The 26,158-nt window shown below is 70.8% G+C and carries 19 protein-coding genes and 2 pseudogenes; 10 read left to right on the forward strand and 11 right to left on the reverse strand.

What is annotated here, in order from left to right; translation table 11 throughout:
* The 3 genes and pseudogenes from IF54_RS39665 to glgB all read left to right on the forward strand — a co-directional run.
* Positions 1–1,031 (forward strand): annotated as a pseudogene (locus IF54_RS39665) (alpha-glucosidase C-terminal domain-containing protein); the annotation flags it as partial.
* 96 nt (positions 1,032–1,127) lie between these two features.
* Complete coding sequence (locus IF54_RS0119040; RefSeq protein WP_030320179.1) at positions 1,128–2,516, forward strand: maltokinase N-terminal cap-like domain-containing protein; 1,389 nt, start codon at positions 1,128–1,130, stop codon at positions 2,514–2,516.
* Positions 2,517–2,643: 127 nt separating this feature from the next.
* Complete coding sequence (glgB, locus tag IF54_RS0119045; protein WP_420790390.1) at positions 2,644–5,646, forward strand: 1,4-alpha-glucan branching enzyme; 3,003 nt, start codon at positions 2,644–2,646, stop codon at positions 5,644–5,646.
* Between the two features lie 111 nt (positions 5,647–5,757).
* On the opposite strand, the gene IF54_RS0119050 is transcribed toward glgB, so the two are convergent.
* The 6 genes from IF54_RS0119050 to IF54_RS0119075 form a co-directional block, all read right to left on the reverse strand.
* Positions 5,758–7,164 carry a cytochrome P450 gene (locus IF54_RS0119050; protein ID WP_030320183.1) on the reverse strand — a complete coding sequence of 469 codons (1,407 nt, stop codon included), beginning with the start codon at positions 7,162–7,164 and terminating at the stop codon, positions 5,758–5,760.
* Positions 7,165–7,242: 78 nt separating this feature from the next.
* Positions 7,243–9,459, reverse strand: coding sequence for a HelD family protein (locus IF54_RS0119055; RefSeq protein WP_030320186.1), 2,217 nt, complete (start codon positions 9,457–9,459; stop codon positions 7,243–7,245).
* A gap of 193 nt (positions 9,460–9,652) precedes the next feature.
* Positions 9,653–9,967: a thioredoxin family protein gene (locus IF54_RS0119060; protein ID WP_030320189.1), complete on the reverse strand. Its 315-nt coding sequence runs from the start codon at positions 9,965–9,967 to the stop codon at positions 9,653–9,655.
* A gap of 14 nt (positions 9,968–9,981) precedes the next feature.
* A complete protein-coding gene (locus IF54_RS0119065; protein ID WP_030320191.1) occupies positions 9,982–10,368 on the reverse strand; it encodes a MerR family transcriptional regulator in 387 nt (128 codons plus the stop codon).
* Between the two features lie 279 nt (positions 10,369–10,647).
* On the reverse strand, positions 10,648–11,211 hold the full coding sequence (locus tag IF54_RS0119070; protein ID WP_078852036.1) for a maleylpyruvate isomerase family mycothiol-dependent enzyme: 564 nt from the start codon (positions 11,209–11,211) through the stop codon (positions 10,648–10,650).
* Positions 11,212–11,297: 86 nt separating this feature from the next.
* Positions 11,298–12,065, reverse strand: a complete 768-nt coding sequence (locus IF54_RS0119075; RefSeq protein WP_030320196.1) for a DUF2127 domain-containing protein — start codon at positions 12,063–12,065, stop codon at positions 11,298–11,300.
* Between the two features lie 167 nt (positions 12,066–12,232).
* Here IF54_RS0119075 and IF54_RS0119080 point away from each other — a divergent pair, with 167 nt between their 5' ends.
* Positions 12,233–12,850 (forward strand): TetR/AcrR family transcriptional regulator, encoded by a 618-nt coding sequence (locus IF54_RS0119080; RefSeq protein WP_078852037.1) that lies wholly within the window; start codon positions 12,233–12,235, stop codon positions 12,848–12,850.
* A 134-nt stretch (positions 12,851–12,984) separates the two neighbouring features.
* On the opposite strand, the gene IF54_RS0119085 is transcribed toward IF54_RS0119080, so the two are convergent.
* On the reverse strand, positions 12,985–14,391 hold the full coding sequence (locus IF54_RS0119085; RefSeq protein ID WP_051735476.1) for a cation:dicarboxylate symporter family transporter: 1,407 nt from the start codon (positions 14,389–14,391) through the stop codon (positions 12,985–12,987).
* 122 nt (positions 14,392–14,513) lie between these two features.
* Between IF54_RS0119085 and IF54_RS0119090 the strand changes: the two genes are divergently transcribed.
* The gene (locus IF54_RS0119090) at positions 14,514–16,190 is read left to right on the forward strand and encodes a sensor histidine kinase (RefSeq protein WP_030320203.1); all 1,677 of its coding nucleotides are present in this window, start codon (positions 14,514–14,516) and stop codon (positions 16,188–16,190) included.
* Positions 16,187–16,873: a response regulator gene (locus tag IF54_RS0119095; protein WP_030320205.1), complete on the forward strand. Its 687-nt coding sequence runs from the start codon at positions 16,187–16,189 to the stop codon at positions 16,871–16,873. Before IF54_RS0119090 ends, IF54_RS0119095 begins: the two co-directional genes overlap by 4 nt.
* A 43-nt stretch (positions 16,874–16,916) precedes the next feature.
* Here IF54_RS0119095 and IF54_RS0119100 read toward each other — a convergent pair.
* A pseudogene (locus IF54_RS0119100) lies at positions 16,917–17,117 on the reverse strand (pyridoxamine 5'-phosphate oxidase family protein); the annotation flags it as partial.
* Between the two features lie 196 nt (positions 17,118–17,313).
* On the opposite strand from IF54_RS0119100, the gene IF54_RS0119105 reads away from it, so the two are divergent.
* Positions 17,314–18,018 (forward strand): helix-turn-helix domain-containing protein, encoded by a 705-nt coding sequence (locus IF54_RS0119105; protein ID WP_107047851.1) that lies wholly within the window; start codon positions 17,314–17,316, stop codon positions 18,016–18,018.
* 45 nt (positions 18,019–18,063) lie between these two features.
* Here the strand turns inward: IF54_RS0119105 and IF54_RS0119110 are convergent, their stop codons facing one another.
* Positions 18,064–19,089: an ATP-dependent 6-phosphofructokinase gene (locus IF54_RS0119110; protein ID WP_030320213.1), complete on the reverse strand. Its 1,026-nt coding sequence runs from the start codon at positions 19,087–19,089 to the stop codon at positions 18,064–18,066.
* Between the two features lie 196 nt (positions 19,090–19,285).
* Between IF54_RS0119110 and pta the strand changes: the two genes are divergently transcribed.
* The 3 genes from pta to pyk all read left to right on the forward strand — a co-directional run bounded on the left by pta (position 19,286) and on the right by pyk (position 24,089).
* Complete coding sequence (pta, locus tag IF54_RS0119115; protein WP_030320215.1) at positions 19,286–21,376, forward strand: phosphate acetyltransferase; 2,091 nt, start codon at positions 19,286–19,288, stop codon at positions 21,374–21,376.
* On the forward strand, positions 21,373–22,575 hold the full coding sequence (locus IF54_RS0119120) for an acetate kinase (RefSeq protein WP_030320216.1): 1,203 nt from the start codon (positions 21,373–21,375) through the stop codon (positions 22,573–22,575). The genes pta and IF54_RS0119120 overlap by 4 nt, the downstream gene beginning before the upstream one ends.
* 86 nt (positions 22,576–22,661) lie before the next feature.
* Positions 22,662–24,089: a pyruvate kinase gene (gene pyk, locus IF54_RS0119125; RefSeq protein ID WP_030320220.1), complete on the forward strand. Its 1,428-nt coding sequence runs from the start codon at positions 22,662–22,664 to the stop codon at positions 24,087–24,089.
* 83 nt (positions 24,090–24,172) lie between these two features.
* On the opposite strand, the gene IF54_RS0119130 is transcribed toward pyk, so the two are convergent.
* Positions 24,173–25,483 (reverse strand): hypothetical protein, encoded by a 1,311-nt coding sequence (locus tag IF54_RS0119130; protein ID WP_030320223.1) that lies wholly within the window; start codon positions 25,481–25,483, stop codon positions 24,173–24,175.
* Positions 25,473–26,075, reverse strand: a complete 603-nt coding sequence (locus IF54_RS0119135; RefSeq protein ID WP_030320225.1) for a DUF6114 domain-containing protein — start codon at positions 26,073–26,075, stop codon at positions 25,473–25,475. Before IF54_RS0119135 ends, IF54_RS0119130 begins: the two co-directional genes overlap by 11 nt.
* Positions 26,076–26,158 lie beyond the last annotated feature (83 nt).

Here is a 26,158-nt window from a genome sequence, read left to right on the forward strand (position 1 = left end):
GAGAACCCGGCCGTGCAGGAGGAGATGATCTCCGCGCTGCGGTTCTGGCTGGACCTGGGCATCGACGGCTTCCGCCTCGACGCCGTGCCGTACCTGTACCAGGAGGAAGGCACCAACTGCGAAAACCTTCCGGCGACCCACGAGTTCCTCAAGCGGGTCCGCAAGGAGATCGACGCCTCCTACCCGGACACGGTGATCCTGGCGGAGGCGAACCAGTGGCCGGAGGACGTCGTCGACTACTTCGGCGACTACGAGTCCGGCGGCGACGAGTGCCACATGGCGTTCCACTTCCCGGTCATGCCCCGCATCTTCATGGCGGTCCGCAGGGAGTCCCGCTACCCGGTCTCGGAGATCCTCGCCAAGACCCCGGCGATCCCCGCGAACTGCCAGTGGGGCATCTTCCTGCGCAACCACGACGAGCTGACCCTGGAGATGGTCACCGACGAGGAACGCGACTACATGTGGGCCGAGTACGCGAGCTCTCCCTGCCCGGCTCGCCGATCCTCTACTACGGCGACGAGATCGGCATGGGCGACAACATCTGGCTCGGCGACCGCGACGCCGTCCGCACCCCCATGCAGTGGACACCGGACCGTAACGCGGGATTTTCCTCCTGTGACCCCGGGCGGCTCTATCTGCCGACCATCATGGACCCGGTCCACGGCTACCAGGTCACCAACGTCGAGGCGTCGATGGCGTCGCCCTCCTCGTTGCTGCACTGGACCCGCCGGATGATCGAGATCCGCAAGCAGAACACGGCGTTCGGCCTCGGCTCCTACACCGAGCTCCCGTCGTCGAACCCCGCGGTCCTCGCCTTCCTGCGGGAGTACGAGGACGACCTGGTCCTGTGCGTGCACAACTTCTCCCGGTTCGCGCAGCCCACCGAGCTGGACCTCCGTGAGTTCGGCGGCCGGCACCCTGTCGAGCTGTTCGGCGGGGTGCGGTTCCCGGCCATCGGTGAACTGCCGTACTTGCTGACCCTGGGCGGGCACGGCTTCTACTGGTTCCGGCTGCGCAAGGACGCGGCCTAGCCGACCGGGCCCGGGCGGGGCGGTTTCCACCGGCCCGCCCGGGGCACGCATCAGTAACACCCCGACCAGCCAGCCCGGGGAAAGGACGCCCCCACCATGTCGGAAGCCGTCACCCCCACCGCCACGACAAGCCCCGGCCTCCTCGCCTCCCTCGACCCCCTCCTGCGCGAGTGGCTGCCGCGGCAGCGCTGGTTCGCGGGCAAGGGGCGCCCGGTCACCGGGTTCTCGCTGGTGGCGGCCACGGAACTGCTGCCGCCCACCGCCAAGCTCGGTCTGTACCACCTGCTGGTCCGCGCCCACCAGCCGGCGGCCGTGGGCGCGCCGGCGCACCCCGGGGACTGCTACCAGCTGCTCATAGGTGTGCGCGAGGCGCTGCCGCCCCGGCTGGCGCCCGCGCTGATCGGCCATGTCGAGGAGGGCCCGCTCAGCGGCCGTACCGCGTACGACGCCCTCTTCGACCCCCTGCCCGCCGAACTGCTCCTGGAGGCGATCCGCACCGGAGCCAGGATCGGCGGGCTTCGTTTCGACCGGGACCCGCAGCAGGAGATCCGGGACGGTCTGGTGGCCCGGGTGGTGACCGCCGAGCAGTCCAACTCGTCGATCGTCTTCGGAGATACGTTCATCCTGAAGCTGCTGCGCCGGATCGTGCCCGGCGTCAACCCCGACCTGGAGCTCCCGCTGGCGCTGGCCCGGGAGGGCTGCCCCCGGGTGCCCGCGCCGACGGGGTGGCTGCGCACGGAGGTCGCGGGTGAGCCGTACACCCTCGGAGTGCTCCAGCCCTTCGTGCAGGGCGCCTCGGACGGCTGGGAGCTGGCCCTGCGGGAGCTGGCCAAGGGTGAGGACTTCAGCGCGGAGGCGCACGCCCTCGGCCGGGCCACCGCCGAGGTGCACACCGCGCTCGCCCGCGCCCTGCCCACGGTCACGCTCGGCCACCAGCAGCTGCACCTGCTCGTCGACGGCATGATCGAGCGGCTGGACGCGGCGGTGCAGGCGGTTCCCGCGCTGCTGCCGTACGCGCCGGGTCTGCGCACCGCGTTCACCGCGCTGGGGGACCTGGCGTCCGAGGGCACCACCTGGACCGCGCAGCGCATCCACGGCGACCTGCACCTCGGGCAGTGCCTGCGCTCGGCCTCCGGGCACTGGTCGCTGATCGACTTCGAGGGCGAGCCGTCCAAGCCGCTGTCCGAACGGCGGCTGCCGCAGCCGACCGTCCGGGACGTCGCGGGGATGCTCCGTTCCTTCGACTACGCGGCCCACTCGACCGACCTGCCGGTGCCGGGCTGGGCCGAGGCCTGCCGGGCGGCGTACTGTTCCGGCTACGCCGAGGTCAGCGGGGTGGACCCACGGACCGATCCGGTGCTGCTGCGGGCGTACGAGACCGACAAGGCGATCTACGAGGTCGTCTACGAGGCACGGCACCGGCCGGACTGGCTCCAGGTGCCGATGGCCGCGGTGGCGCGGTACGCGACGACCGACCTGACCTGACCGACCTTTCCCGGCCGAGGAGGCTCCTCCTGTGACTCCGCCCACCCCCAGCGGTTCGGAACCGAAGAAGACTGCGAAGAAGAAGACGCCTGCGGCGGGGAAGGCCGGTGGGACGTCCGGTCCGGGGGTGTCTGGCGCCGATAAGACGGGTGCCGTGAAGGCTGCTGCCGAGAAGGTGGTCGCCGATACGGCCGGGGCGGTGAAGGCGGTCGCGAAGAAGGTCGGTGCGAAGAAGGCCGCGGGTGGAGGGACGACCGACGGGAAGGCCGCTGCCGAGAAGGCCGTCGCCAAAAAGGCCGGTGCCAAGAAAGCCGTAGCCAAGAAAGCCAGTGCGGAGAAGGCTGTCCCCAAGAAGGCTGTCCCCAAGAAGGCCAGTGCGGAGAAGGCCGTCCCCAAGAAGGCCGGCGCGGAGAAGGCCCTCGCCGAAAAGGCCGTAGCCAAGAAGGCCGGTACGGAGAAGGCCGTCACCAAGAAGGCGCTGGCCAAGGAGACCCCCGTGGAGAAGCCTGCCGGGAAGAAGGCCGCCGCGAAGAAGGCCACGGCGGCGGAGAAGAAGACCGCGGCCAGGAAAGTGACTGCCCGGAAGACCGCAGCGCAGAAGACGGTGGGCGGCGAGAACCCGGCGCAGCCGGTCGCCCCCGCAGAGCCCACCGCCACCTCACCGGCCCCCACCAAGAAGCCGACGACACGGAAGACAGCCGGCGCCAAGCCCCCCGTGCAGCCGGTCGCTTCCAGCAAGAAGTCGACGCCGCGGAAGGCACCCGGTGCCAAGCCCCCGGCGCAGCCGGTCGCCGCCGCAGGAGCCACCGCCGGGCCGGTCCCCACCAGCAACGTAGGCGCCCCATCGACTGCCCCTCAGCCCGTCACCGCCACCCCGGCCCCCGCCGAGCCCCTCGCCGCCGGCCCCGCACCCGCCGAACCGATCACCGCCCCGCCGCCGGAGGCAGCCGCGCTCGCGGCCGATGACCGGGAGCGGCTGCTCGCCGGGGCTCATCATGATCCGCACTCCGTGCTGGGTGCGCATCCCGTGCCCGGTGGGGTGGCGTTCCGGGTGTTCCGGCCGTACGCGCTGGCCGTGACCGTCGTCGCCGGGGAGCTGCGGGCCGAGCTGCACGACGACGGCGACGGGTTCTTCTCCGGGGCGCTGCCGCTGACGGAGGTCCCGGACTACCGGCTGCTCGTGACGTACGAGGACTCGGTGCAGGACACCGCGGACGCGTACGCCTTCCTGCCCGCGCTCGGCGATCTCGACCTGCATCTGATCGGCGAGGGCCGGCACGAGGAGCTGTGGACGGCGCTCGGCGCGCAGCCGATGACCCACCAGGGCGTCACCGGCACCCGCTTCACCGTGTGGGCGCCGAACGCGCGGGGCGTCCGCGTGGCCGGCACCTTCAACTTCTGGGACCCCTCCGCGTTCGCGATGCGTTCCCTCGGCTCGACCGGTGTCTGGGAGCTGTTCGTGCCCGGCGTCGGCGAGGGCGAGCTGTACAAGTTCGAGATCACCCGGCCCGACGGCTCGAAGACCCTGCGCGCGGACCCGCTGGCCCGCCGCACCGAGGTCCCGCCCAACACCTCCTCGATCATCCACGCCTCGCACCACGAGTGGCAGGACCAGGAGTGGATGGCCCGGCGTGCGGAAGGGGCCCCTGCGCATGAAGCCCCCTTCTCCGTCTACGAGATCCATCTGCCGTCCTGGCGACCGGGTCTGACCTACCGTCAGCTGGCGGAACAGCTCCCCGCGTACGTCAAGGACCTCGGCTTCACCCACGTCGAGCTGATGCCGGTCGCCGAGCACCCCTTCGGCGGCTCCTGGGGCTACCAGGTCACCGGGTTCTACGCCCCCACCGCCCGCCTCGGCACCCCCGACGACTTCAAGTACCTGGTCGACGCCCTCCACCAGGCCGGGATCGGCGTACTGATGGACTGGGTGCCCGCCCACTTCCCGCGCGACGACTGGGCGTTGGCGGAGTTCGACGGTCGCACCCTGTACGAGCACGAGGACCCGCTGCGGGCGGCGCACCCCGACTGGGGGACCCTGGAGTTCGACTACGGCCGCCGCGAGGTGCGCAACTTCCTGGTGGCGAACGCCATCTACTGGTGCGAGGAGTTCCACATCGACGGCCTCCGGGTCGACGCGGTCGCCTCGATGCTCTACCTCGACTACTCGCGCGAGCCCGGTCAGTGGGTGCCGAACGTGCACGGCGGCCGGGAGAACCTGGACGCGGTGGACTTCCTCCAGGAGATGAACGCCACGGTGTACCGCCGGGTGCCGGGCGTGGTGACGATCGCGGAGGAGTCGACGGCCTGGGACGGCGTGACGCGCGCGACGCACCACATGGGACCGGGCGGCTTCGGGGGCCTGGGCTTCGGCCTGAAGTGGAACATGGGCTGGATGCACGACTCGCTCGACTACATGGCCCATGAGCCGGTGCACCGCAAGTACCACCACCACGAGATGACGTTCTCGATGGTGTACGCGTACAGCGAGAACTACGTCCTGCCGATCTCGCACGACGAAGTGGTGCACGGCAAGCGGTCGTTGGTGTCGAAGATGCCCGGCGACTGGTGGCAGCAGCGGGCCAACCTGCGCGCCTACCTGGCCTTCATGTGGGCCCATCCCGGCAAGCAACTCCTCTTCATGGGGCAGGAGTTCGCGCAGGGCGCGGAGTGGTCGGAGGCGCACGGCCCGGACTGGTGGCTGCTGGACCCGGCGTACGGGGCGGAGGCCGACCACCGCGGTGTCCGCGATCTGGTCCGGGACCTGAACATCGTGTACCGCCACACGCCGGCCCTGTGGCAGCGCGACACGGACCCCTCGGGCTTCCAGTGGATCGTGGGCGACGCCGCGGAGGACAACGTCTTCGCGTTCCTGCGGTACGACGCGGAGGGCACCCCGCTCCTCGCGGTCTCCAACCTCTCCCCGGTGGCCCGCCCCGACTACCGCATCGGCGCGCCCGACGACGTCCCGGCCTGGGTCGAGTCCCTCAACACCGACACGGGGAAGTACGGCGGCAGCGACGTCACCAACCCGGACGTCCTGAAGCCGGACCCGCAGGGCTGGCACGGCCGCCCGGCCAGCCTCCAGCTCACGCTGCCGCCGCTGGCGACGGTGTGGCTGCGGCCGGCGTAGGGGAAGGACGGTCAGCGGGCTCGACGGCGGCGGCCGCGGGGAGACGGAACTCCTCAGCGGCCGCCGGGGGGAACGGAATCCCTCAGCGGCCGCCGAGGGGAACGAGAGTCGTCAGCGGCCGCCGAACATGAACTTGCGCAGGGCCGCCAGCAGGCCCCCGGTCTGGCCGTCGGCCTCGCCGCCGGACCCGGGCGACCGGTGCTGCGGCCGCGGGGGTGCCGGTCGCCGTGCGACGGCCCCCGGCCCGAGCTCGTAGCGGACCGGCAGCAGCCGCAGCCCGCGTACCACCGGGCCCGACCGCCAGGGCAACTGGTCCGGTGGCAGGGTGAGTTCCGCGCGGGTGAAGTGGTCGAGGAACCGGCCGACCGCCGTCGAGACGATCATGCTGCCCAACTCTCGTGCGGCGCTGGGGCATTGGTGCGTTCCGGCGCCCCAGCCCAGGTGCGCCCGGGTGGACACCGTCGCCCCCACCAGGTGGGAGGAGCTCAGCGCCAGCAGCTCCTGGTGCGCCGCCGCCGCGGACGGGGACACCGCGTCGCCCGCCCGCACCCACACCTTCCCCAGCCGCACGTCCCGCGCCGCGAACCGGAAGCACATGTTGGCCACCGGAGGGTTCACCAGCGCCGCCCGGTTGACCGTCTCGCCGAGCTGTCCGGCCGGGAGGCTGCGCCGGACCGTGGTGTTCCCGCGCAGCACCTCCAGCAGCGTGTTGAGGACCATGTTCCCGGTGATGTCGTTCAGGTACACGGCATTCATGAACAGCTCCCGTCCGAGCTGCTCGTCGCTCAGCCCGGGGTCGGCGAGCAGCAGGTAGGAGGTGAGGTCGTCCCCCGGCCGGGCCCGCCGGTGCGCGGCGAGCCGGGTGAACGCGGCCAGCGCCCGGGCCGTCGCGGGACCGGAGTCCGCTCCCCCGTCGAGCATCCGCCACAGGTCCATGACCAGTTCGTCGCCCAGCTCCACGGGACAGCCGAACAACTTGGTCGTCACCATCAGCAGCAGCGGCCGGGTGTACTGCGCCCCGAGATCCGCGAAGCCCACGGACCCCGACTCGGCGGCCAGCATCCCGACCAGTTCGTCGGCGTACCGGGCGACCGCGGCCCGTACCTCCCACCCTTCCGGGCTGCGCGTGTCCTGGAAGGGGGTGAGCGCCGAGTGATGGGTGCGCCGGGACGCCAGATGCTCCTCGTCGTCCATGAACATCGTCTGCCGTACCTCGTAACCGGCCAGCAGCGGCCAGTCCCGCGGCAGCCGGCCCTCCGCCCGGGCCCGCCAGTACCGCACGTCCCGCCGCCACAGGCTCCCGTTGCGCAGCACCTCGGTGACCTCGGTGTAGCCGAGCACCAGCCACACCGCAACCCCCGCCAGGGAGACCGGGGCGACCGGCCCGTAGGTGCCGCGCAGCCGCTCGTACACGGCGACCGGGTCGACGTCGAACTCGGCCGTGAGCAACGGTTCGACGGGCAGCGACGCGAGGGTGGGGCCGTCGGCCGGCGGGGTCGCGTGGGCATGGGCTTCCATGTGCACACGCTTACCGCACCGACCGTGTACGAGCAGTCACTCCGGCGTGAACTGTTACGTCTTGGTGATGACTGATCCTCAGGCGGTGACCAGCGCCTTCGGCAGCCGGCCCGTGTGCAGGACGCCCAGCCGCTGGGTCGCCCGGGTCAGGGCGACGTAGAGGTCGCTCGTGCCGTACAGCGCCGGTTCGACCACGAGCACCGAGTCGAACTCGAGCCCCTTGGACTGCCGGGGGTCGAGGAGGACGACGGTCCGGGTCAGGTCCGGTTCCGCGCCGGCGGTCACCCCGTCGAGGCGGGCGGCGAGTCTGCGGTGCAGATGGCGCGGGGCGATGACCGCGAGCCGTCCCTCGTCGGGGGTCAGCTCCCGCACGGCCTCGGCGACCGCGCCGGGCAGGTCGTCGGTGGCGCGCACCCAGGGCCGTACACCGGTGGAACGGACCGAACTCGGCGGTTGGAAGTCCGGGTCCTCCGCGCGTACGACGGCCGCCGCGAGCTCCATGATCTCGGCGGGCGTGCGGTAGTTGACGCCGAGGCGGGTGTGCTCCCAGCGGTCCTCGACGTACGGCTGAAGGATTTCCTGCCACGAGCCCACGCCGGCCGCCTCCGCGGTCTGCGCCGGGTCGCCGACCAGGGTCATGGAGCGGGTCGGGCTGCGCCGCATGAGCAGCCGCCAGGCCATCGGGGACAGCTCCTGCGCCTCGTCGACGATGATGTGCCCGAAGGCCCAGGTGCGGTCGGCCGCCGCGCGTTCGGCGGCGCTGCGGTGGTCGTCCTCCTCCTGCCGCTCGGCGAAGCGCTCCGCGTCGATGATGTCGTGGGCGGACAGGACCTCGGAGTCCTCGTCGTCGATGTCCTCGAACTCGTAGGTCCGCGAGGCGTACGACACGTCGAGCACGCCCTGCGCGTACGCGATCTGCGTCTCGCGCTCACGTTCGGCCAGCGCCCGCGCCACCCGCTCGTCCACGCCGAGGAGTTCGGCCGCTTCGTCGAGCAGGGGCACGTCCGCGACGGTCCAGCCCCGGGTCACCGGGCGGCGGATCGCGGCCGCGTCCTCGTCGGGGAGGTAACCGACCGGGTCGGCGAGGAAGTCCGCGACCAGCCGCTGCGGGGTCAGCCGCGGCCACAACTGGTCGATGGCGGCCCATACTTCGGGGTTCTCGGCGATCTCGTCGCGGATCTGGGTGATGTCGGCCGGGTCGAGGAGGCTACTGCCGTCGTAGGGGTCGGTGCCGACCCGCTCGGCGTACAGCTCGGTCAGCGTGTTGAGGATGTGGCCCTCGAAGTGCTCCCGGGCCACGTTGTGCGGCAGCCGGGCGGCCCGGGTCTTCTCGCGGGCGACCTTGACCAGGCCGTCGTCGAGCATCAGGATCTCGCGGTCGTGCTCGATCGCGATCACCGGGTCGGGCAGCGCCTGCCAGTCGCGCACGGCGTCGGCGAGGACGTCCGCCATGGCGGCCCGCCCCTTCACCGCGGCCGCCGCCCGGCTGTCCGTGGCCGTCGCCTTCACGCCCGGGAAGAGCTCGCCGATCGTGGCGAGCAGCACGCCGGTCTCGCCGAGGGAGGGCAGCACCTCGCCGATGTAGCCGAGGAAGGCCGGGTTGGGTCCGACGATCAGCACGGCCCGCTTGGCGAGCAACTCCCGGTGTTCGTAGAGGAGATAAGCGGCCCGGTGCAGGGCCACCGCGGTCTTTCCGGTGCCGGGGCCGCCTTCCACCACCAGCACCCCGCGGTGCGGTGCGCGGATGATCTCGTCCTGCTCGGCCTGGATGGTCTGCACGATGTCGCTCATACGGCCGGTGCGCGCGGAGTTCAGCGCGGCGAGCAGGACGGCGTCGCCGGTGGGGTCCTCGTGGCCGGTGCGTTCCTGGTCACCGAGGTCGAGGATCTCGTCGTGCAGGTCGGTGACGCGGCGGCCGTCGGTGCCGATGTGCCGGCGGCGGCGCAGGCCCATCGGGGTGTGGCCGGTGGCCAGGTAGAAGGGGCGGGCGACCTCGGCCCGCCAGTCGATGAGGATCGGGGTGCGCTCGGCGTCGTCGGTGCGCAGGCCGATCCGGCCGATGTGGTGGGTGACGCCCGAGGTGAGGTCGATGCGGCCGAAGCAGAGCGAGCCGTCGACCGCGTTCAGGGCGGCCAGCAGTCCGGAGCGCTCGGCGACCAGGATGTCCCGTTCGAGGCGGGCCTGCATCGGGGTGTTGCCCTGGGCGAGCGCGTCGGTGACCGAGGTCTCGGTGTCGCCGCGCAGGGCGTCCACGCGCGCGTACAGGTCGTCGATGAATTCCTGTTCGCGCTTCATTTCATGGTCTGGCAAACCGGTGTTTGACAATTCCACTCCCGCCCGGATATACTGTGCTCACTGAGCTTCTTTGCGACCTCAATTGCCCTGAAGTCGCGAATCATCGAATATAGCAAAAGAAATCCCCCGAGCACAATTGCTCGGGGGATTTCTCGTATTGCCTCAGCGCACAGCCTCAGGACGCGGTCTCAGGTCACAGCGCGTCCGCGAGTTCCTCCAGGAGCCGCCGCTTGGGCCGCGCCCCGACCATCGACCGCACCGGCTCCCCGTCCCGGAACAGCATGAACGTCGGCATCGACAGCACCCTGTACGCGTTGGTGGTCAGCGGATTGCTGTCGACGTCGAGTTGGACCACGCGGAACCGCTCGCTCTCCTCCGCGGCGAGGGCCGTGAGCACCGGCCCCATCTGCCGGCACGGCGGACACCAGTCGGCGGTGAACTCCACCAGCACCGGGAGTTGCGAGCCGATCACCTCCGTCTCGAAGTCCGCGTCCGTCACCTCGGTCACTCCGGCTGCCCTGATCACAGGTCCCGCCCTCCCAGTTCGCACATCGGATCCGTACCGTCGAGCGTGGCCAGCCGTACGCCGATCTTCGCCCGTACCGCCTGCAACTCCCCGATCAGGGAGTCGAGTTCGTCCAGCTTGCGGCGGTAGACGTCGATCGACGCGGGACAGGTGTCACCCTCCTCGTGCCCGGCCCGCAGACACTCCAGAAACGGCCGCGTCTCCTCCAGGTCGAACCCGAAGTCCTGGAGGGTCCGGATCTGCCGGAGCAGCTTGAGGTCCGCCTCGTCGTACGTGCGGTACCCGTTCTCCCCCCGCCGCCCGGGCAACAGCCCCCGCGCCTCGTAGTACCGCAGCGTCCGCGTGGTGGTCCCGGCCCGTGCGGCCAGCTCGCCGATTCGCATACCGGCGAACGTAACCCTTGACGCCGACGTCAAGGCAAGAGCGGTTTGCGTACCACGCCGGGAAAGACGACTGCGGGAAGCGGTGCTTTGGGCGGACCGCGCTTTTCCATTTGGGTCAGTGGGGGGTACCCCCGGGGGGCGTGCCGGGGAGTGCAGCGCCGGGGCACTCACGGACGGCCGAGGGAGACGGGCGCCGGCCTTCCCGGGTCCGGCCGCGGGGTCCAGAGGGCCAAGTCCGGCGTCGAGGTGCTCTTCGGAACGCGACCGCCGCGCGCCGCGTCACCGGGGAGTCGTGACCCCCGTCCACGGCTCCCCGGTGCGCTCGGCCCACTCGGCTGCCGTCTGCGGGCGGCCCGTGAGCAGCAGGAGGAGGGCCGCGATCGGGCCGTGCACCTCCTCGCCCTCTCCCAGCGCCCACTCGACGTACGTGGCCACGAGTCGCGCGTTCGGCAGTGGCCACGGCCTCGGGGGGAACCTCATGGTCCACACCCTCTCGGCGGCGTCCAGGGCGGCCCGTGGCGGTACCGGTCGGTCGCGGTGCAGCGCGAGGGCGATGTCCTGGCCGTGGACGAGGAGGTCGAGGAGGGGCTCGTGGGGTGACGGGGTCGGCGCGAGGCGGCGGGAGCCGATGATCGAGCGCAGGTTGGCGACGATCTCGCCCACCGGCAACGACGCCTCACGGACCGCCGAGTCGTGGATCATCCGGTTCCAGTCACCCCGGGCCCGGACCATCTCCCTCACGACCTGGCCGCAGGAGAAGCGTGCCGCGATCGTCAGGTGCGCGGCGACATCCCGCACCCGCCAGTCACCGCGGGTTGGCTGCGCCGGCAGAGCGGGGTGCATATGTGCGGGGCGTGGACGCGCGCCCCGTAGGGGCGCGGGGGTGGACAGCGACCGCCCCCGCGGCCCTCTCCCCGGACGCGCCTTCCCTAGGCCGCGACCGTCTTCGCCGCCTCCTCGACCTCCAGCAGGGACGCGCTCTGCCGTTCCGCCTCGAAGGCCCCGTGGCCGCCGCGCAGGCCGAACAGGCGCTTGGTGAGCAGGATGTAGAGGACGGCGAGGATGTTCAGGACCAGGGTGGCGATCTTCAACCAGCTGATGTGCTCGGTGAGTTCGTAGATCTCCAGGGGGAGGAACGCGGCTGTGGCGACCACCGTCAGGTACTCCGCCCAGCGCTTGGCGTACCAGAGGCCGACCGCCTCGACGAGTTCGATCACGGCGTACGCGAGCAGCAGCACCGCCACCAGGACGAGGGTGTCGTGGTGGTAGCCGAAGGTCTTCTGGACCGTGTCGACGATCGGCGAGTGGTCGAGGTCGTAGTGGAAGTGCCGGAACACCGGCCGGAAGACGTCCAGGTACTCGTCGAAGAGCCGGCGCACCGCGTCCTGGCTGTTGCTGAACTTCCACACCGCGACCGCGGCCAGCACGATGAACACCCCGCGCACCGCCCGCTCGAGGGCGAGGAAGCGCAGGACGAACAGGTCCCTGAGCACCTTGCCGCGCGGGACGAGGGGCGCGTGGTCCGCGGGCCCCGAGCCGTGCGGCTCGCCGAGGGCGAAGTCGCCGCAGCGCAGACACCGCCAGGCCGCCCCGAGGGCGGTCTCGGCGTACAGCCGCTCCCGCAGCCGGGATTCGTCCGGCGCGTACGTGACGTGTCCGCGCCGGGCGCAGGTCCGCCGGTCCCAGTCGATCTTCATCCCCCGTGTGCCTCCGAAACCAAGAGCGTGCCGTCCGGGGACGGCACGCTAGTGGCGCAGGGTAAGAATTCGGTGAGTCAGCGGGCACATGTGCCGTACCCCTGCTCAACACCGTGCAATGCGCGCTCGATGCACAGAACTGTGCAAACCGAAGCGGTCAGGGCAGAATGACCGCCATGACCACGGGCCCCTCCAGTCGCGCCGACGCCAACCGCCGCCGCATCCTCGACGTCGCACTCACCGAGCTGCTGCGCGACCCCGACGCGTCCATGGAGCAGATCGCGCGCGCCGCGGGAGTCGTACGACGGACCGTGTACGGCCACTTCCCGAACCGGGAGACGCTGGTCGGCACGCTCGTCGACGGTGCCGTGGAGGCGGTGGCGGCCGCGCACGCGGCGGGCCGCGAGGGCACCGAGGATCTCGCGCAGGCCCTGGCGGGCTCCGTGCTCGCGGTCTGGGAGGTCGCCGACCGCTACCGCATCCTGGTCGCACTCGCCCAGCGCAGCGTCACCGTGCAGGGCATCCAGAAGCGGCTCGCGCCGGTGCGCGCGGCGAGCACCGAACTGCTCCGGCGCGGTCTGGACGAGGGCGTCTTCGTCTCACCGCTGCCCGCGCCGGCGCTGGCGCACGTCCACGAGCAGATGCTGTTCGCGGTCATGGAGGCGGTCAACAACGGTCTGCTGCCAGCGGAAGAGGCGGGCCGCTCCGCCGCGGTCACGATGCTGACCGCGGCGGGCGTGCCCGCCTCTCTGGCCACCGCGCTGGTGGCGAAACTGAGCGTCTGATCCTGCTCGATCGTGCTCGATCCTGCTGTCCGGAGTGGGGCCGGGCGGCCGGACAACGGGGGAGTGTCCGACCGCCCGGGGAGGGTGAGCCGGGCCCGGGTTCAGGTCGGGCCCGACCCTGCTCTGCGGGCCGCTCAGGCCTTGGCCAGCTCCTTCTCGCCGCCCTGCTCGGGGATCCCGGCCACGGGCTCGTCCTCGGCGTGGTCGAGGAGGGTCTTCTCGTCGAAGGGCAGGTGACCCGCGAGCACCTGGTCGACCCGCTCGCGGTCGATCTCCTTGGTCCAGGTGCCGATCAGGACGGTGGCGACGGCGTTGCCGGCGAAGTTGGTCAGGGCCCGCGCCTCGCTCATGAAGCGGTCGATGCCGACGATCAGGCCGATGCCGTCCACCAGGGCCGGCTTGTGCGACTGGAGACCGCCCGCCAGGGTCGCGAGACCGGCGCCGGTGACACCGGCGGCGCCCTTCGAGGCGACGAACAGGAACAGCAGCAGCGGGATCTGCTCGCTGACGGCCATCGGCGTGCCCATGGCGTCGGCGACGAACAGCGAGGCCATGGTCATGTAGATCATGGTGCCGTCGAGGTTGAAGGAGTAGCCGGTCGGGATGGTGATGCCGACCACCGGCTTGCTGACGCCCAGGTGCTCCATCTTCGCGATGACCCGCGGCAGCGCGGACTCGGAGGAGGAGGTCGACAGGATCAGCAGGAACTCACGGCTCAGGTACTTGAAGAGCGTGAGGATGTTCAGGCCGGCCACGAGCCGCAGCAGCGTGCCGAGCACGACGAAGACGAAGAGCAGACACGTGACGTAGAACCCGAGCATCAGGACGGCGAGGCTCTTCAGGGCGTCGACACCGGCGGAGCCGACCACGGCGGCCATCGCGCCGAAGGCGCCGATCGGGGCGGCCCACATCACCATGGCGAGGACCCGGAAGACGAGCCGCTGGATGTGCTCGACACCGCGCAGGATCGGCTGGCCCACGGAGCCCATGGCCTGGAGCGCGAAGCCGCACAGGAGCGCGATGAGCAGGGTCTGGAGGACCTGGCCCTCGGTGAAGGCGGAGACGAAGGTCGTCGGGATGATGCCGAGCAGGAACTCGGTGGTGTCCTTGGCCTCCGCGTCGATCTGGGCGTGACCGGCGTTCTTGACCGCGTCGGTGACGGCGAGGCCGGTGCCCGGCTCCAGGATGTTGCCGACGACCAGGCCGATGCCCAGTGCGACCAGCGACATGACCATGAAGTAACCGAGGGCGATACCGCCGACGGCGCCGACCTTGGCGGCTTTCCGCACCGAGCCGATGCCGAGCACGATCGTGCAGAAGATGATCGGCGAGATCATCATCTTGATCAGGTTCACGAACCCGGTGCCGATCGGCTTCAGCTCGACCGCGAAGTCGGGCGCGACCAGACCCACGGTGATACCGAGGGCGACCGCGACGATCACCGCGATGTACAGGTAGTGGGTGCGGTCCTTCTTGACTGCGGGTGCCGTATCGGGGGTGCTGGCGGCCACGGCTGCCCTCCTTGACGTCGTCGTCGGCATGACCGGCGTGCGGCTCACGTCCGGGCTTTTTAGAGGAATGCCGTGACTATGTCGCGCCCTGTGAGGGCGGTCACCCTTCCGTTCATTTAGTTCACAATCAGCCAGGGAGGCAGACTGACGACATGCGTATCCCCGCCGTGCCCAGACCCCGCAGCCTGGCCGCTCAGCTCTTCGCCATGCAGGCCGTGCTGATCGCCGTGGTCGTGGCGGGATACGCGCTGTTCACGTACGTCAGCGACCGGGGACAGGCGGCGGACGCGGCACGGGATCAGGCCAGGGTGGTGGCGCGGGCGGTCGCGGACTCGCCGTCCGTGCGGGAGGCGATCGGCACGCCGGATCCGACGGCCGAACTCCAGCCCTACGCACTGCGGGTCATGGCCGACACCGAGGTCGACTTCGTCACGATCATGAGCCCCCAGGGCATCCGCTGGACCCACCCCGACAAGAACCAGATAGGCAAGCACTTCCTCGGCAACACCGAGCGCGCGCTCAAGGGCGAGACCTTCACCGAGAAGTACAAGGGCACCCTCGGCTACTCCGTGCGCGCCGTCACACCGGTCAAGGACGACAAAGATCGGGTGATCGGCCTGGTCAGCGCCGGCATTCAGGTCGAGAAGATCAGCAAACGGGTGCAGGGGCAGCTGACCGCCCTGCTCGTCGTCGCGGGCGGCGCGCTCGCGCTCGGCGCCGTCGGCACGTATGTCGTCAACGCCCACCTCCGCCGGCACACCCACGGCATGAACGCGGCCGAGCTCAGCCGTATGCACGACTACCACCAGGCCGCCCTGCACGCGGTACGCGAAGGGCTGCTGATGCTGGACGGGCAGTACCGGGTCGCGCTGATCAACGACGGCGGGCGGGAGCTGCTCGGTGTCGGTGACGTGGTGGGCCGTTCGGTGGCGGACCTCGGGCTGCCGGTGCCGCTGACGGGGGCGCTGCTGGCGTCCGAGCCGCGGGTGGACGAGGTGCATCTGACGGCGTCGCGGGTGCTCGTGGTCAACACCTCACCGGTCTCCGGCGGGGAGCAGCGCGGCACCGTGGTCACCCTGCGCGATGTTACTGAACTTCAGTCCCTGATGGGTGAGTTGGACTCGGAGCGCGGTTTCACGCAGGCGCTGCGCTCACAAGCGCACGAGGCGGCGAACCGGCTGCACACGGTCGTCTCGCTGATCGAACTGGGCCGCTCGGAACAGGCGGTGGACTTCGCGACCGCCGAACTGGAGCTGGCGCAGGCGCTGACGGACCAGGTGGTCGCGGCGGTCGGTGAACCGGTGCTGGCCGCGCTGCTGCTGGGCAAGACCGCGCAGGCCAACGAGCGGGGCGTGGAGCTGGTGGTCTCGGAGGACAGCCGGCTCGACGACGGACTGCTCCCGCCGTCGCTCCCCGCCCGCGACCTGGTGACGATCCTCGGCAACCTCATCGACAACGCGGTGGACGCGGCGCAGGGGAGCGTGCGGGCGCGGGTGACCGTGACGGCGTACGCGGAGGGGCCCGAGCTGGTCCTGCGGGTCTCGGACACCGGCGAGGGCGTCGACCCCGCCCACGCCGAGGCGGTCTTCCGGCGCGGCTTCTCGACGAAGCCGGCCGGACCGGGCGGCCGCGGCCTGGGCCTCGCCCTGGTCCGCCAGGCGGTGACCCGCCGCAAGGGCGCCCTGACGGTGTCGGAGGCGGCGGAAGGCGGCGCGGAGTTCGAGGTACGACTGCCCCTGGGAACGCCCTCCAGCACCCCCCACGGCCCCCCACCACCCCCACCCGCCGGCCTCCCCCGCAGCTCCACGGTCCCCGGAGGTGACGCGTGACCGCTCAGCAGGCCATCCGTGTCCTGGTCGTCGAGGACGACCCGGTCGCCGCCGACGCGCACGTCCTCTACGTCAACCGCGTGCCCGGGTTCACGGCCGTCGGCAAGGCCCACACCGGTGCGGAGGCCCGGCGGCTCCTGGACCGTACGGCCGTCGACCTGCTCCTCCTCGACCTGCATCTGCCGGACGGGCACGGGCTCCAGCTGGCCCGGCAGCTGCGTGCGGCCGGGCATCAGGCGGACGTGATAGCGGTGACGTCGGCCCGGGATCTGACGGTCGTCAGGGAGGGCGTCTCCCTCGGGGTCGTGCAGTACGTGCTGAAGCCGTTCACCTTCGCCACGCTGCGCGACCGGCTCGTCCGCTACGCCGAGTTCCACGCGGCGGCCGGCGAGGCGAGCGGTCAGGACGAGGTCGACCGCGCGCTGGCCACGCTGCGCGCACCGGGCCCCGCCGCCCTGCCCAAGGGGCTCAGCGGGCCCACCCTGGAGCGGGTGACCCTCGCCCTGCGGGACCGCGCGGAGGGGCTGACGGCGACCGGTCTGGCCGAGGTGGTCGGCATCTCCCGGATCACGGCCCGCCGCTACCTGGAGCACCTGGTCGACGCGGGCCGGGCGGCCCGCAGCCCGCAGTACGGCACGGTCGGACGGCCCGAGCTCCAGTACCGGTGGGTCAAGGGCGGGTGAGACCCCGCCCCTGCCCCCGTTCACCACTCCGCCCGCCCTCCGGGGAGAGGGAAACGTTCGGATTGCGCCGCCCCTTTTCCTCGCTCACCCGCCCGATCGCGGTGTCGACCATGACGTACTCACCTTCGAGATCCGTACGCACGGGCGAGACCTGCGGCGCTCCGTCCAGGCCGACCGTCGCGAGATGCCGGAAGGCCGGCGCCCGCAACCACTCGTGAATATGCCCCTCTACCTTGCCATTCACTTAGCACCCGAAGATCACATCTCATTCCGGCCACCCGCCCGGGCGTCCGGCGCCCTCCTCGCCACCCCGCCCACACCACCGGCAGCCGATCTTCGGACAGCTCGAACCCGCACGCGAAACCGTAGCTTCCTACAATCCGTGTTCCTGGCCGAACAGCCCGTAGTCACCGGCCGGGCGCTTCCCTAACTTGTGGGCCGTGCGCCGACCTCCAGCCCTGCCCAACCAGCCCGGACCACCCTTCGACCACCTCACCGCCCGCAGACTCCGTGTCGCCCTCGGCATGGGGCCCGAGCACGTGGCCTACGGGCTGCGCGTCTCGTACGGGCTGCCGTACGTCACCCCGGATCTCGTCGCCGCCTGGGAGCGCGGGACCGTCAGTCCCACCAGTCCGGAACTCACCGCTCTCGCGGGCGTGTTGTGGTGCTCCCCCGGTGAACTCATCGGCCGCCCCCGCACCCTGCGCGAGCATCGCGTCGCACGCGGCATCGCCCCCGAGGACGTGGCCCGTGCCGTGGGGCTCGAACTGCTCGTCTACCTGGGCATGGAGGAGCAGGACGCGTGGCGCGGCACCGACCGCCAGTCCGCCGCCCTCGCCGAGCTGCTGAAGCTGTCACTGCCGGACTTCGTGGCCGTCACGGGGCGTGAGAAGCGGCTCGCCGAGTGCCTGCGCGGCGCGGTCGGCACCCGCTGGCAGGCCTACGTCCGTCAGGTCGCCAGGATCGTGCCTCTGGACCGGCGCCTGGTGGAGGACACCCTCCAGGAACTGCACCGGCAGTACCAGGGGCAGATGGTGTCCACCCTGAGCTGGGGCGGGGGCGGCGAGCGCTCCGGCGAGGCCGGCCAGGAGTTCCTGGACGAGATCGTGGAGCGCTTCTGGGAAGCGGTCGAGGGAGCGCCGTAGAAAAGGAAGCGCCCCAGGACCCCTGCGCGGAAGACCGGCGACGGCCTAGAAGACCGACTCCGCCTCGTCCATCCGGTCCTTCGGGACCGTCTTCAGCTCGGTGACCGCCTCCGCGAGCGGCACCATCACGATGTCGGTGCCCTTGAGCGCGGTCATCCGCCCGAACTCGCCCCGGTGCGCGGCCTCCACCGCGTACCAGCCGAAGCGGGTGGCGAGGACGCGGTCGTAGGCGGTCGGGACGCCACCGCGCTGCACATGGCCGAGGATGACCGGCTTGGCCTCCTTGCCGAGCCGGCGCTCCAGCTCGTACGCCAGCGCCGTGCCGATGCCCTGGAAGCGCTCGTGGCCGAACTTGTCGATCTCGCCGGTGCCGTAGTCCATGGTGCCCTCGGCGGGGTGGGCGCCCTCGGCGACGCAGACGACCGCGAACTTCTTGCCGCGGGCGAAGCGCTCCTCGACCATCTTGACCAGGTCGGCCGGGTCGAAGGGGCGCTCGGGCAGGCAGATGCCGTGGGCGCCGGCGGCCATGCCGGACTCCAGGGCGATCCAGCCCGCGTGCCGGCCCATGACCTCGACGACCATCACACGCTGGTGGGACTCGGCGGTGGTCTTCAGGCGGTCCATGGCCTCGGTGGCGACGCCGACCGCGGTGTCGAAGCCGAAAGTGCGGTCGGTGGAGGAGATGTCGTTGTCGATCGTCTTCGGCACGCCGACGACCGGCAGGCCCGCGTCGTACAGCATGCGGGCCGCGGTGAGGGTGCCCTCGCCGCCGATCGGGATCAGGGCGTCGATACCGAACTGGTGGATCATGTCGGAGGCGCTCTCGCACGCCTCGCGCAGCCGGTCGCGCTCGAGCCGGGAGGAGCCGAGGATGGTGCCGCCGCGGGCCAGGATGCCGCTGACGCTGTCCAGGTCGAGGGCGCGGTAGCGGCCGTCGAGCAGGCCGGAGTAGCCGTCCTCGAAGCCGATGACCTCGTCGCCGTAATGATCGACCGCTCGGTGCACGACCGACCGGATCACTGCGTTCAGACCCGGGCAGTCGCCGCCTGCGGTGAGAACTCCGATGCGCATCGTGCTGTGTCTCCTGCTCGCTGTGGATACCGGTGAGCCAGGCCCGATTGTTTCACGTCCCCGCAAGCACCGTCGCATCCCCTACTGACGGGCGCCTTATCCGTCGACCGGGGTACTGTCAAGAGGGTTTCCGCTCACCTCGGTGGGCAATTTTCATGTCCTGTTTTCCTGCCCGTGCGAGAGAGGGAGATCACGCGTGACCCGCAGCGTGTACGTGACCGGGATCGACCGCGGCGACGGCCGCCAGGTCGTCGAGCTGGGGGTCATGGAGCTGCTGACCCGCCAGGTCGACCGGGTGGGGGTGTTCCGGCCGCTGGTGCACCACAGCCCCGACCGGCTGTTCGAGCTGCTGCGCGCCCGCTACCGGCTCTCCCAGGACCCGGCCACCGTCTACGGTCTCGACTACCACGAGGCGTCCGCGCTCCAGGCCGAGCGCGGCACCGACGAGCTGGTCTCCACCCTGGTGGACCGCTTCCACCGGGTGGCCCGCGAGTACGACGTCGTCCTGGTCCTCGGCACCGACTTCGCCGACACCCAGCTCCCGGACGAGCTCTCCCTCAACGCCCGGCTCGCCAACGAGTTCGGCGCCTCCGTGATCCCGGTCGTGGGCGGCCGCAAGCAGCCCGCGGAGGCGGTGCTCGCGGAGACCCGCAACGCCTACCGGGCCTACGACGGGCTGGGCTGCGACGTGCTCGCCATGGTCACCAACCGGGTGGCCCGCGAGGACCGGGACGAGATCGCCGAGCGGCTCTCCGGCCGGCTCCCGGTGCCCTGCTACGTCGTCCCGGACGAGCCCGCGCTCGCCGCGCCCACCGTCGCCCAGATCGGACAGGCCCTCGGCGCGAAGGTGATCCTGGGCGACGACTCCGGGCTCGCCCGGGACGCGCTGGACTTCGTCTTCGGCGGCGCGATGCTGCCGAACTTCCTCAACGCCCTGACCCCGGGCTGCCTGGTGGTCACCCCGGGCGACCGCGCGGACCTGGTGGTGGGCTCGCTCGCAGCGCACAGCGCCGGCACCCCTCCGATAGCCGGGGTGCTGCTCACCCTGAACGAGGTGCCGAGCGACGAGGTCCTCACCCTCGCCGCGCGCCTCGCCCCCGGCACCCCGGTGCTCTCGGTCCCGGGCAACAGCTTCCCCACCGCCGCCGAACTCTTCGCCCTGGAGGGCAAGTTGAACGCGGCCACGCCCCGCAAGGCGGAGACCGCGCTCGGCCTGTTCGAGCGGTACGCCGACACCGCCGACCTCGCCCGCCGGGTCTCCGCGCCGAGCAGCGACCGGCTCACGCCGATGATGTTCGAGCACCAGCTCCTGGAGACGGCCCGCTCCGACAAGCGCAGGGTCGTGCTGCCCGAGGGCACCGAGCCGCGCGTCCTGCACGCCGCCGAGGTGCTGCTGCGCCGCGGGGTCTGCGAGCTCACCCTGCTCGGCCCTGTCGACCAGATCCGCAAGAAGGCCGCGGACCTCGGCATCGACCTGGGCGACTGCCAGTTGATCGACCCTGCGACCAGCGAACTGCGCGACCGCTTCGCCGAGAGGTACGCGGCCTTCCGGGCCCACAAGGGCGTCACGGTCGAGCTCGCCTACGACGTCGTCTCCGACGTGAACTACTTCGGCACGCTGATGGTCCAGGAGGGCCTCGCCGACGGCATGGTGTCGGGTTCCGTGCACTCCACGGCGGCCACCATCCGCCCGGCCTTCGAGATCATCAAGACCAAGCCGGACGCCGACATCGTCTCGTCGGTCTTCTTCATGTGCCTCGCCGACAAGGTGCTGGTCTACGGCGACTGCGCGGTGAACCCGGACCCGAACGCCGAGCAGCTCGCCGACATCGCCATCCAGTCGGCTGCGACCGCCGAGCAGTTCGGCGTGACCCCGCGGATCGCGATGCTGTCGTACTCCACCGGTACGTCGGGCTCGGGCGCCGACGTGGACAAGGTGCGCGAGGCCACCGAGCTGGTGCGCTCGCGTCGGCCCGACCTCAGGATCGAGGGGCCGATCCAGTACGACGCCGCGGTGGAGCCGACCGTCGCGGAGACCAAGCTGCCGGAGTCGGACGTGGCCGGGCAGGCGACGGTGCTGATCTTCCCGGACCTCAACACCGGCAACAACACCTACAAGGCCGTGCAGCGCTCGGCCGGCGCGATCGCGGTCGGGCCGGTGCTCCAGGGGCTGCGCAAGCCCGTCAACGACCTGTCCCGGGGCGCCCTGGTCTCGGACATCGTCAACACCGTCGCCATCACGGCGATCCAGGCCCAGAACCCCAACGAGAAGGCATCCCAGCTGTGAGCGCCACCCGCGTCCTCGTCCTCAACTCCGGCTCCTCGTCGGTGAAGTACCAGCTGCTCGACATGCGGGACCGCAGCCGGCTCGCGACCGGGCTCGTCGAGCGCATCGGCGAGCACTCCTCGCGGCTCAGGCACACCCCCCTGGGCGGCGAGTCCCGTGAGCAGACCGGCCCGATCGCCGATCACGAGGCCGCCCTGAAGGCGGTGGCGGCGGAGCTGGCCAAGGACGGGCTCGGCCTGGACTCCCCCGAGCTGGCCGCCATCGGTCACCGCGTGGTGCACGGCGGCAAGACCTTCACCGAGCCGACCGTGATCGACGAGAGGGTGCTCGCCGAGATCGAGCGGCTCATCCCGGTCGCGCCGCTGCACAACCCGGCCAACCTCACCGGCATCCGCACCGCGCGGGCGCTGCGCCCGGACCTGCCCCAGGTCGCCGTCTTCGACACCGCGTTCCACACCACGATGCCGGAGTCGGCGGCGCGCTACGCGATCGACGTGGCGACCGCCGACGCCCACCGCGTGCGGCGCTACGGCTTTCACGGCACCTCGCACGCGTACGTGTCCCGGACGACGGCGCAGCTGCTCGGCCGGGCGCCCGAGGACGTGAACGCGATCGTGCTGCACCTCGGCAACGGCGCGTCCGCCTCGGCCGTGCGGGGCGGCCGGTGCGTGGACACCTCCATGGGGCTGACCCCTTTGGAGGGGCTCGTGATGGGTACGCGCTCGGGAGACATGGACCCGGCCGTCATCTTCCATTTGATGCGTGTTGGCGGAATGTCCACGGACGAGATCGACACTCTTCTCAACAAGAAGAGCGGGTTGATCGGGTTGTGCGGGGACAACGACATGCGGGAGATCCGCCGCCGGATCGACGAGGGTGACGAACAGGCGAAGCTCGCTTTCGACATCTACATTCACCGCTTGAAGAAGTACATCGGCGCCTATTACGCGGTGCTCGGCCGGGTGGACGCGATCGCGTTCACGGCGGGCGTCGGGGAGAACGCGGCGCCGGTGCGGGAGGCCGCCGTGGCAGGCCTGGAGGAGCTGGGACTGCTCCTCGACCCGGACCTGAACGCCGTACGCGCGGACGAACCGCGGGTGATCTCGCGGGCGAACTCGCGAGTAACAATCGCGGTCGTCCCCACAGATGAAGAATTGGAAATCGCGACCCAGACTTACGCACTCGTCGAAGGCAACTGAGGCGGACAACTGAGCACCCCTCCCCTCATTTGCGTCTTCCGCCAGACGGAATATTCCGAGGCGAAACAAACCGATAGGATCGCCCCATGCGCCGTTCGAAAATCGTCTGTACTCTCGGCCCCGCGGTCGACTCCCACGAGATGCTGGTCTCGCTGATCGAAGCCGGCATGAACGTGGCCCGCTTCAACTTCAGCCACGGCTCGCACGCCGAGCACCAGGGGCGGTACGACCGCGTCCGTGCCGCCGCCAAGGAGACCGGCCGGGCCATCGGTGTCCTCGCCGACCTCCAGGGCCCGAAGATCCGCCTGGAGACCTTCGCGGAGGGGCCGGTCGAGCTGGAGCGCGGTGACGAGTTCGTCATCACCACCGAGGACGTGCCCGGTGACAAGCACATCTGCGGCACGACCTACAAGGGCCTGCCCGGTGACGTCACCAAGGGCGACCAGATCCTCATCAACGACGGCAACGTCGAGCTGAAGGTCACCTCGGTCGAGGGCCCCCAGGTGAAGACGATCGTCATCGAGGGCGGTGTCGTCTCCGACCACAAGGGCATCAACCTCCCCGGCGCGGCGGTCAACGTCCCCGCGCTGAGCGAGAAGGACGTCGAGGACCTCCGTTTCGCGCTGCGCATGGGCTGCGACATGGTCGCGCTGTCCTTCGTACGGGACGCCAAGGACGTCGACGACGTCCACAAGGTGATGGACGAGGAGGGCCGCCGGGTCCCCGTCATCGCCAAGGTGGAGAAGCCGCAGGCGGTCGACAACATGGAGAGCGTCGTCATGGCGTTCGACGCCGTCATGGTGGCCCGCGGTGACCTGGCCGTCGAGTACCCGCTCGAGAAGGTCCCGATGGTGCAGAAGCGCCTCATCGAGCTGTGCCGCCGCAACGCCAAGCCGGTGATCGTGGCGACCCAGATGATGGAGTCGATGATCACCAACTCCCGCCCGACCCGCGCCGAGGCCTCCGACGTGGCCAACGCGATCCTGGACGGCGCGGACGCGGTCATGCTGTCCGCCGAGTCCTCGGTCGGCGCCTACCCGATCGAGACCGTCAAGACGATGTCGAAGATCGTCGCCGCGGCCGAGGAGGAGCTGCTGAGCAAGGGCCTCCAGCCGCTGGTCCCCGGCAAGAAGCCGCGCACGCAGGGCGGTTCGGTGGCCCGCGCGGCCTGCGAGATCGCCGACTTCCTCGGCGGCCGCGGCCTGGTGGCCTTCACGCAGTCCGGCGACACCGCCCGCCGCCTGTCGCGCTACCGCGCCCAGCAGCCGATCATCGCCTTCACGACGGACGAGGACACCCGCAACCAGCTGGCGCTCAGCTGGGGCGTGGAGTCGCACGTGGTGCCGTTCGTGAACACCACGGACGAGATGGTCGACATGGTCGACCAGGAGATCGCCAAGATCAACCGCTTCAACCCGGGCGAGATCGTCATCATCACCGCCGGCTCGCCCCCCGGCGTCGCGGGCACGACGAACATGCTCCGCGTGCACCACATCGGCGGCGCCCAGCAGTAGCACCCCCTGTACGACACCGAGGGCGCCCCCTGTGGCAGGGGGCGCCCTCGGCTTGTGCGGCTCCCGGAAGGGTCGTTGGGGGTTCAGCCCTCGGTGTACTGATGCATCCCGGGGACTTTCAGCGTGCCGCCGTACTGCCCGGCCTGCTGGACCGTCACCTTGGTGAAGTAGATCAGCGGGATGTTCAGCGGCGGGGGGTTGTCCGGGCTGAAGGTGATCGGGATCAGTCCCAGCAGGTTGCCGGAGATGCTCTCGGTGTACATCGTCGTCTTGCCGCCGGTGATCGTGGAATGCGTGCCCTTGCCGGCCTGGACGTGGTACGTCTTGCCGCGCTCGGTGACGATCTGGTGGAGGTCGACGATGTCGGTGCCGCTGGAGATGACGTACTTCAGGACCTTCTTGGTCTTGCCGCTCGCGGTCTTGACCTTGACGATGCCCTGGTAGTCGGCGCCCGTGAGGGTCAGCGCACTGGCCTTCAGGGTCCAGGCGTTGTCGGCCACCGTGACGCCGGGCTCGGTGTCACCCACGTCGTCCGTGGCGACCGGGCAGTTCTCCGGGTCCGTGGAGGAGCTCGCCGAGGGGCTCGGGGACGCCGTGGCGGCGGCCGCCGCCTTGGTGGTGTCCTCGACGGCCTTGCTGGTGTCCTCGGCCGCCTTGGAGGCCGTGCCGGTCGTGTCCTTCACGGTGTCCTTGACCGTGTCGGTGACCTTGTCGGTCGTCTCCTTGACCGGGTCCGAGGCGCTCTGCGAGGCGGATGCGGACGGGGTCGGAGTCGGGGCGGCGCTCGGCTCGCCCGTCGACGCATCCGACGAGGACTTGCCGCCGGTGAAGATCCCGGTGATCGCATCGCCGATGTCCGTCAGGAGGTTGCCGTCGTCGCTCGCGGAGGGCGAGGGGGACGGCGTGGCGGCGTCGGAGCCCGAGTCCTTTGAGGAGGAGCTGCTCTCCTCCTTGCTCGCGGAGGCGGAGGGCGACGGCGACGGCGTGGCCTTGTCGCCGGAAGCCGAACCCGAACCCGACGAGGAGGAACCGCCGGAACCGGAGCCCGATCCCGAGCCGGCGGAGGCCGACGGGGAGGGCGTCGCGGTGGGGGTGTCGGTGGACGGGGAGGCGCTCGCCGACGGCGAGGCGCTGCCGTCCAGTGCCGCGATGCAGTCCTTGTACTCGTCCGCCGTCAGGCTCTTCGCGGCCGGTGTGTCGTCGGCCAGCGCGAGCGTCGGCGTGAATCCGATGCCCATGAGTACGGCGGTGGGCATGGCCGCCATGGCTATCGCCTTGCCGGCCGGCATGTGAAACCTGTTGAACAGCGGCTTCTTGGGCGCCGCGTGCCGAGGCCCGGTTCTGACCTCCGCGGCGACCGCGGAGCCCTCGCCCTGAAGGTTCTCAGCCGACACGGGACCCCCCGTTCGCGTCCTCGCCGCCGGCCCACGCGTTCTCGGGCGTCCGGTCCGAGGGCGCCTCGTGGCCGGTCTCCGGCTGGTACGGCGTGGGCTCCTCGGTCACCGGACGCAGAATCGCGGTGTCGGGGTCGGCGGCCTGGGGCGCACCGCCCTGCGTGCCCCCCTCGCCCAGCGGCTGCGGCTGCGGCGGCACTCCCGGCGCCCAGGAGACCGCGAGCGCACCGCCGAGCAGGGCGAACAGGAAGCCCAGGATGAAGCCGCCGATGTTGGAGACCACCAGGGACACCAGGGCGAGGACGATCGCGGCGACACCGGCGAAGACACGGGTGGCCTGCTGGAACCACATCGTGAGGCCCAGAGTGACCAGCAGTACGCCGATGATGAGGGAGCCGGCCCCCGCGGTCGTCGCCATGGCGATCGACATGGTGCCCAGCTTGAACGTGGCGTACGGGAAGTAGGCGATCGGCACCCCACCGAGCAGGGTGAACAGGCCCGCCCAGAACGGCCGGCTGCCCCGCCAGGCGCGGAATCGCAGACGCATCCGGGTGAAGGTCCCGGCAGTCTGGACCGGAGTCTCGGCACTCATGGAAAAAGCTCCCTGGGTCCGGTGGAAGTTCGTACCGGCTCGGCCGTGGGCGTGGAGAACCGGAAAGTCTGAGTCTGTGGAGA

The organism is Streptomyces sp. NRRL B-3229 (genome assembly GCF_000719505.1).
GTDB lineage: Bacteria > Actinomycetota > Actinomycetes > Streptomycetales > Streptomycetaceae > Streptomyces > Streptomyces griseorubiginosus.

Bases quoted from the DNA above. Each gene is read 5' to 3' on its own strand.
- IF54_RS0119080 (WP_078852037.1), top strand. From the start codon at position 12,233: ATGACCGCCATGACCACGGGCCCCTCCAGTCGCGCCGACGCCAACCGC.
- IF54_RS0119070 (WP_078852036.1), bottom strand. From the start codon at position 11,211: ATGCACCCCGCTCTGCCGGCGCAGCCAACCCGCGGTGACTGGCGGGTG.
- IF54_RS0119075 (WP_030320196.1), bottom strand. From the start codon at position 12,065: ATGAAGATCGACTGGGACCGGCGGACCTGCGCCCGGCGCGGACACGTC.
- IF54_RS0119050 (WP_030320183.1), bottom strand. From the start codon at position 7,164: ATGGAAGCCCATGCCCACGCGACCCCGCCGGCCGACGGCCCCACCCTC.
- IF54_RS0119055 (WP_030320186.1), bottom strand. From the start codon at position 9,459: ATGAAGCGCGAACAGGAATTCATCGACGACCTGTACGCGCGCGTGGAC.
- IF54_RS0119085 (WP_051735476.1), bottom strand. From the start codon at position 14,391: ATGCCGACGACGACGTCAAGGAGGGCAGCCGTGGCCGCCAGCACCCCC.
- IF54_RS0119090 (WP_030320203.1), top strand. From the start codon at position 14,514: ATGCGTATCCCCGCCGTGCCCAGACCCCGCAGCCTGGCCGCTCAGCTC.
- pyk (WP_030320220.1), top strand. From the start codon at position 22,662: ATGCGCCGTTCGAAAATCGTCTGTACTCTCGGCCCCGCGGTCGACTCC.
- IF54_RS0119065 (WP_030320191.1), bottom strand. From the start codon at position 10,368: ATGCGAATCGGCGAGCTGGCCGCACGGGCCGGGACCACCACGCGGACG.
- IF54_RS0119110 (WP_030320213.1), bottom strand. From the start codon at position 19,089: ATGCGCATCGGAGTTCTCACCGCAGGCGGCGACTGCCCGGGTCTGAAC.
- IF54_RS0119135 (WP_030320225.1), bottom strand. From the start codon at position 26,075: ATGAGTGCCGAGACTCCGGTCCAGACTGCCGGGACCTTCACCCGGATG.
- IF54_RS0119040 (WP_030320179.1), top strand. From the start codon at position 1,128: ATGTCGGAAGCCGTCACCCCCACCGCCACGACAAGCCCCGGCCTCCTC.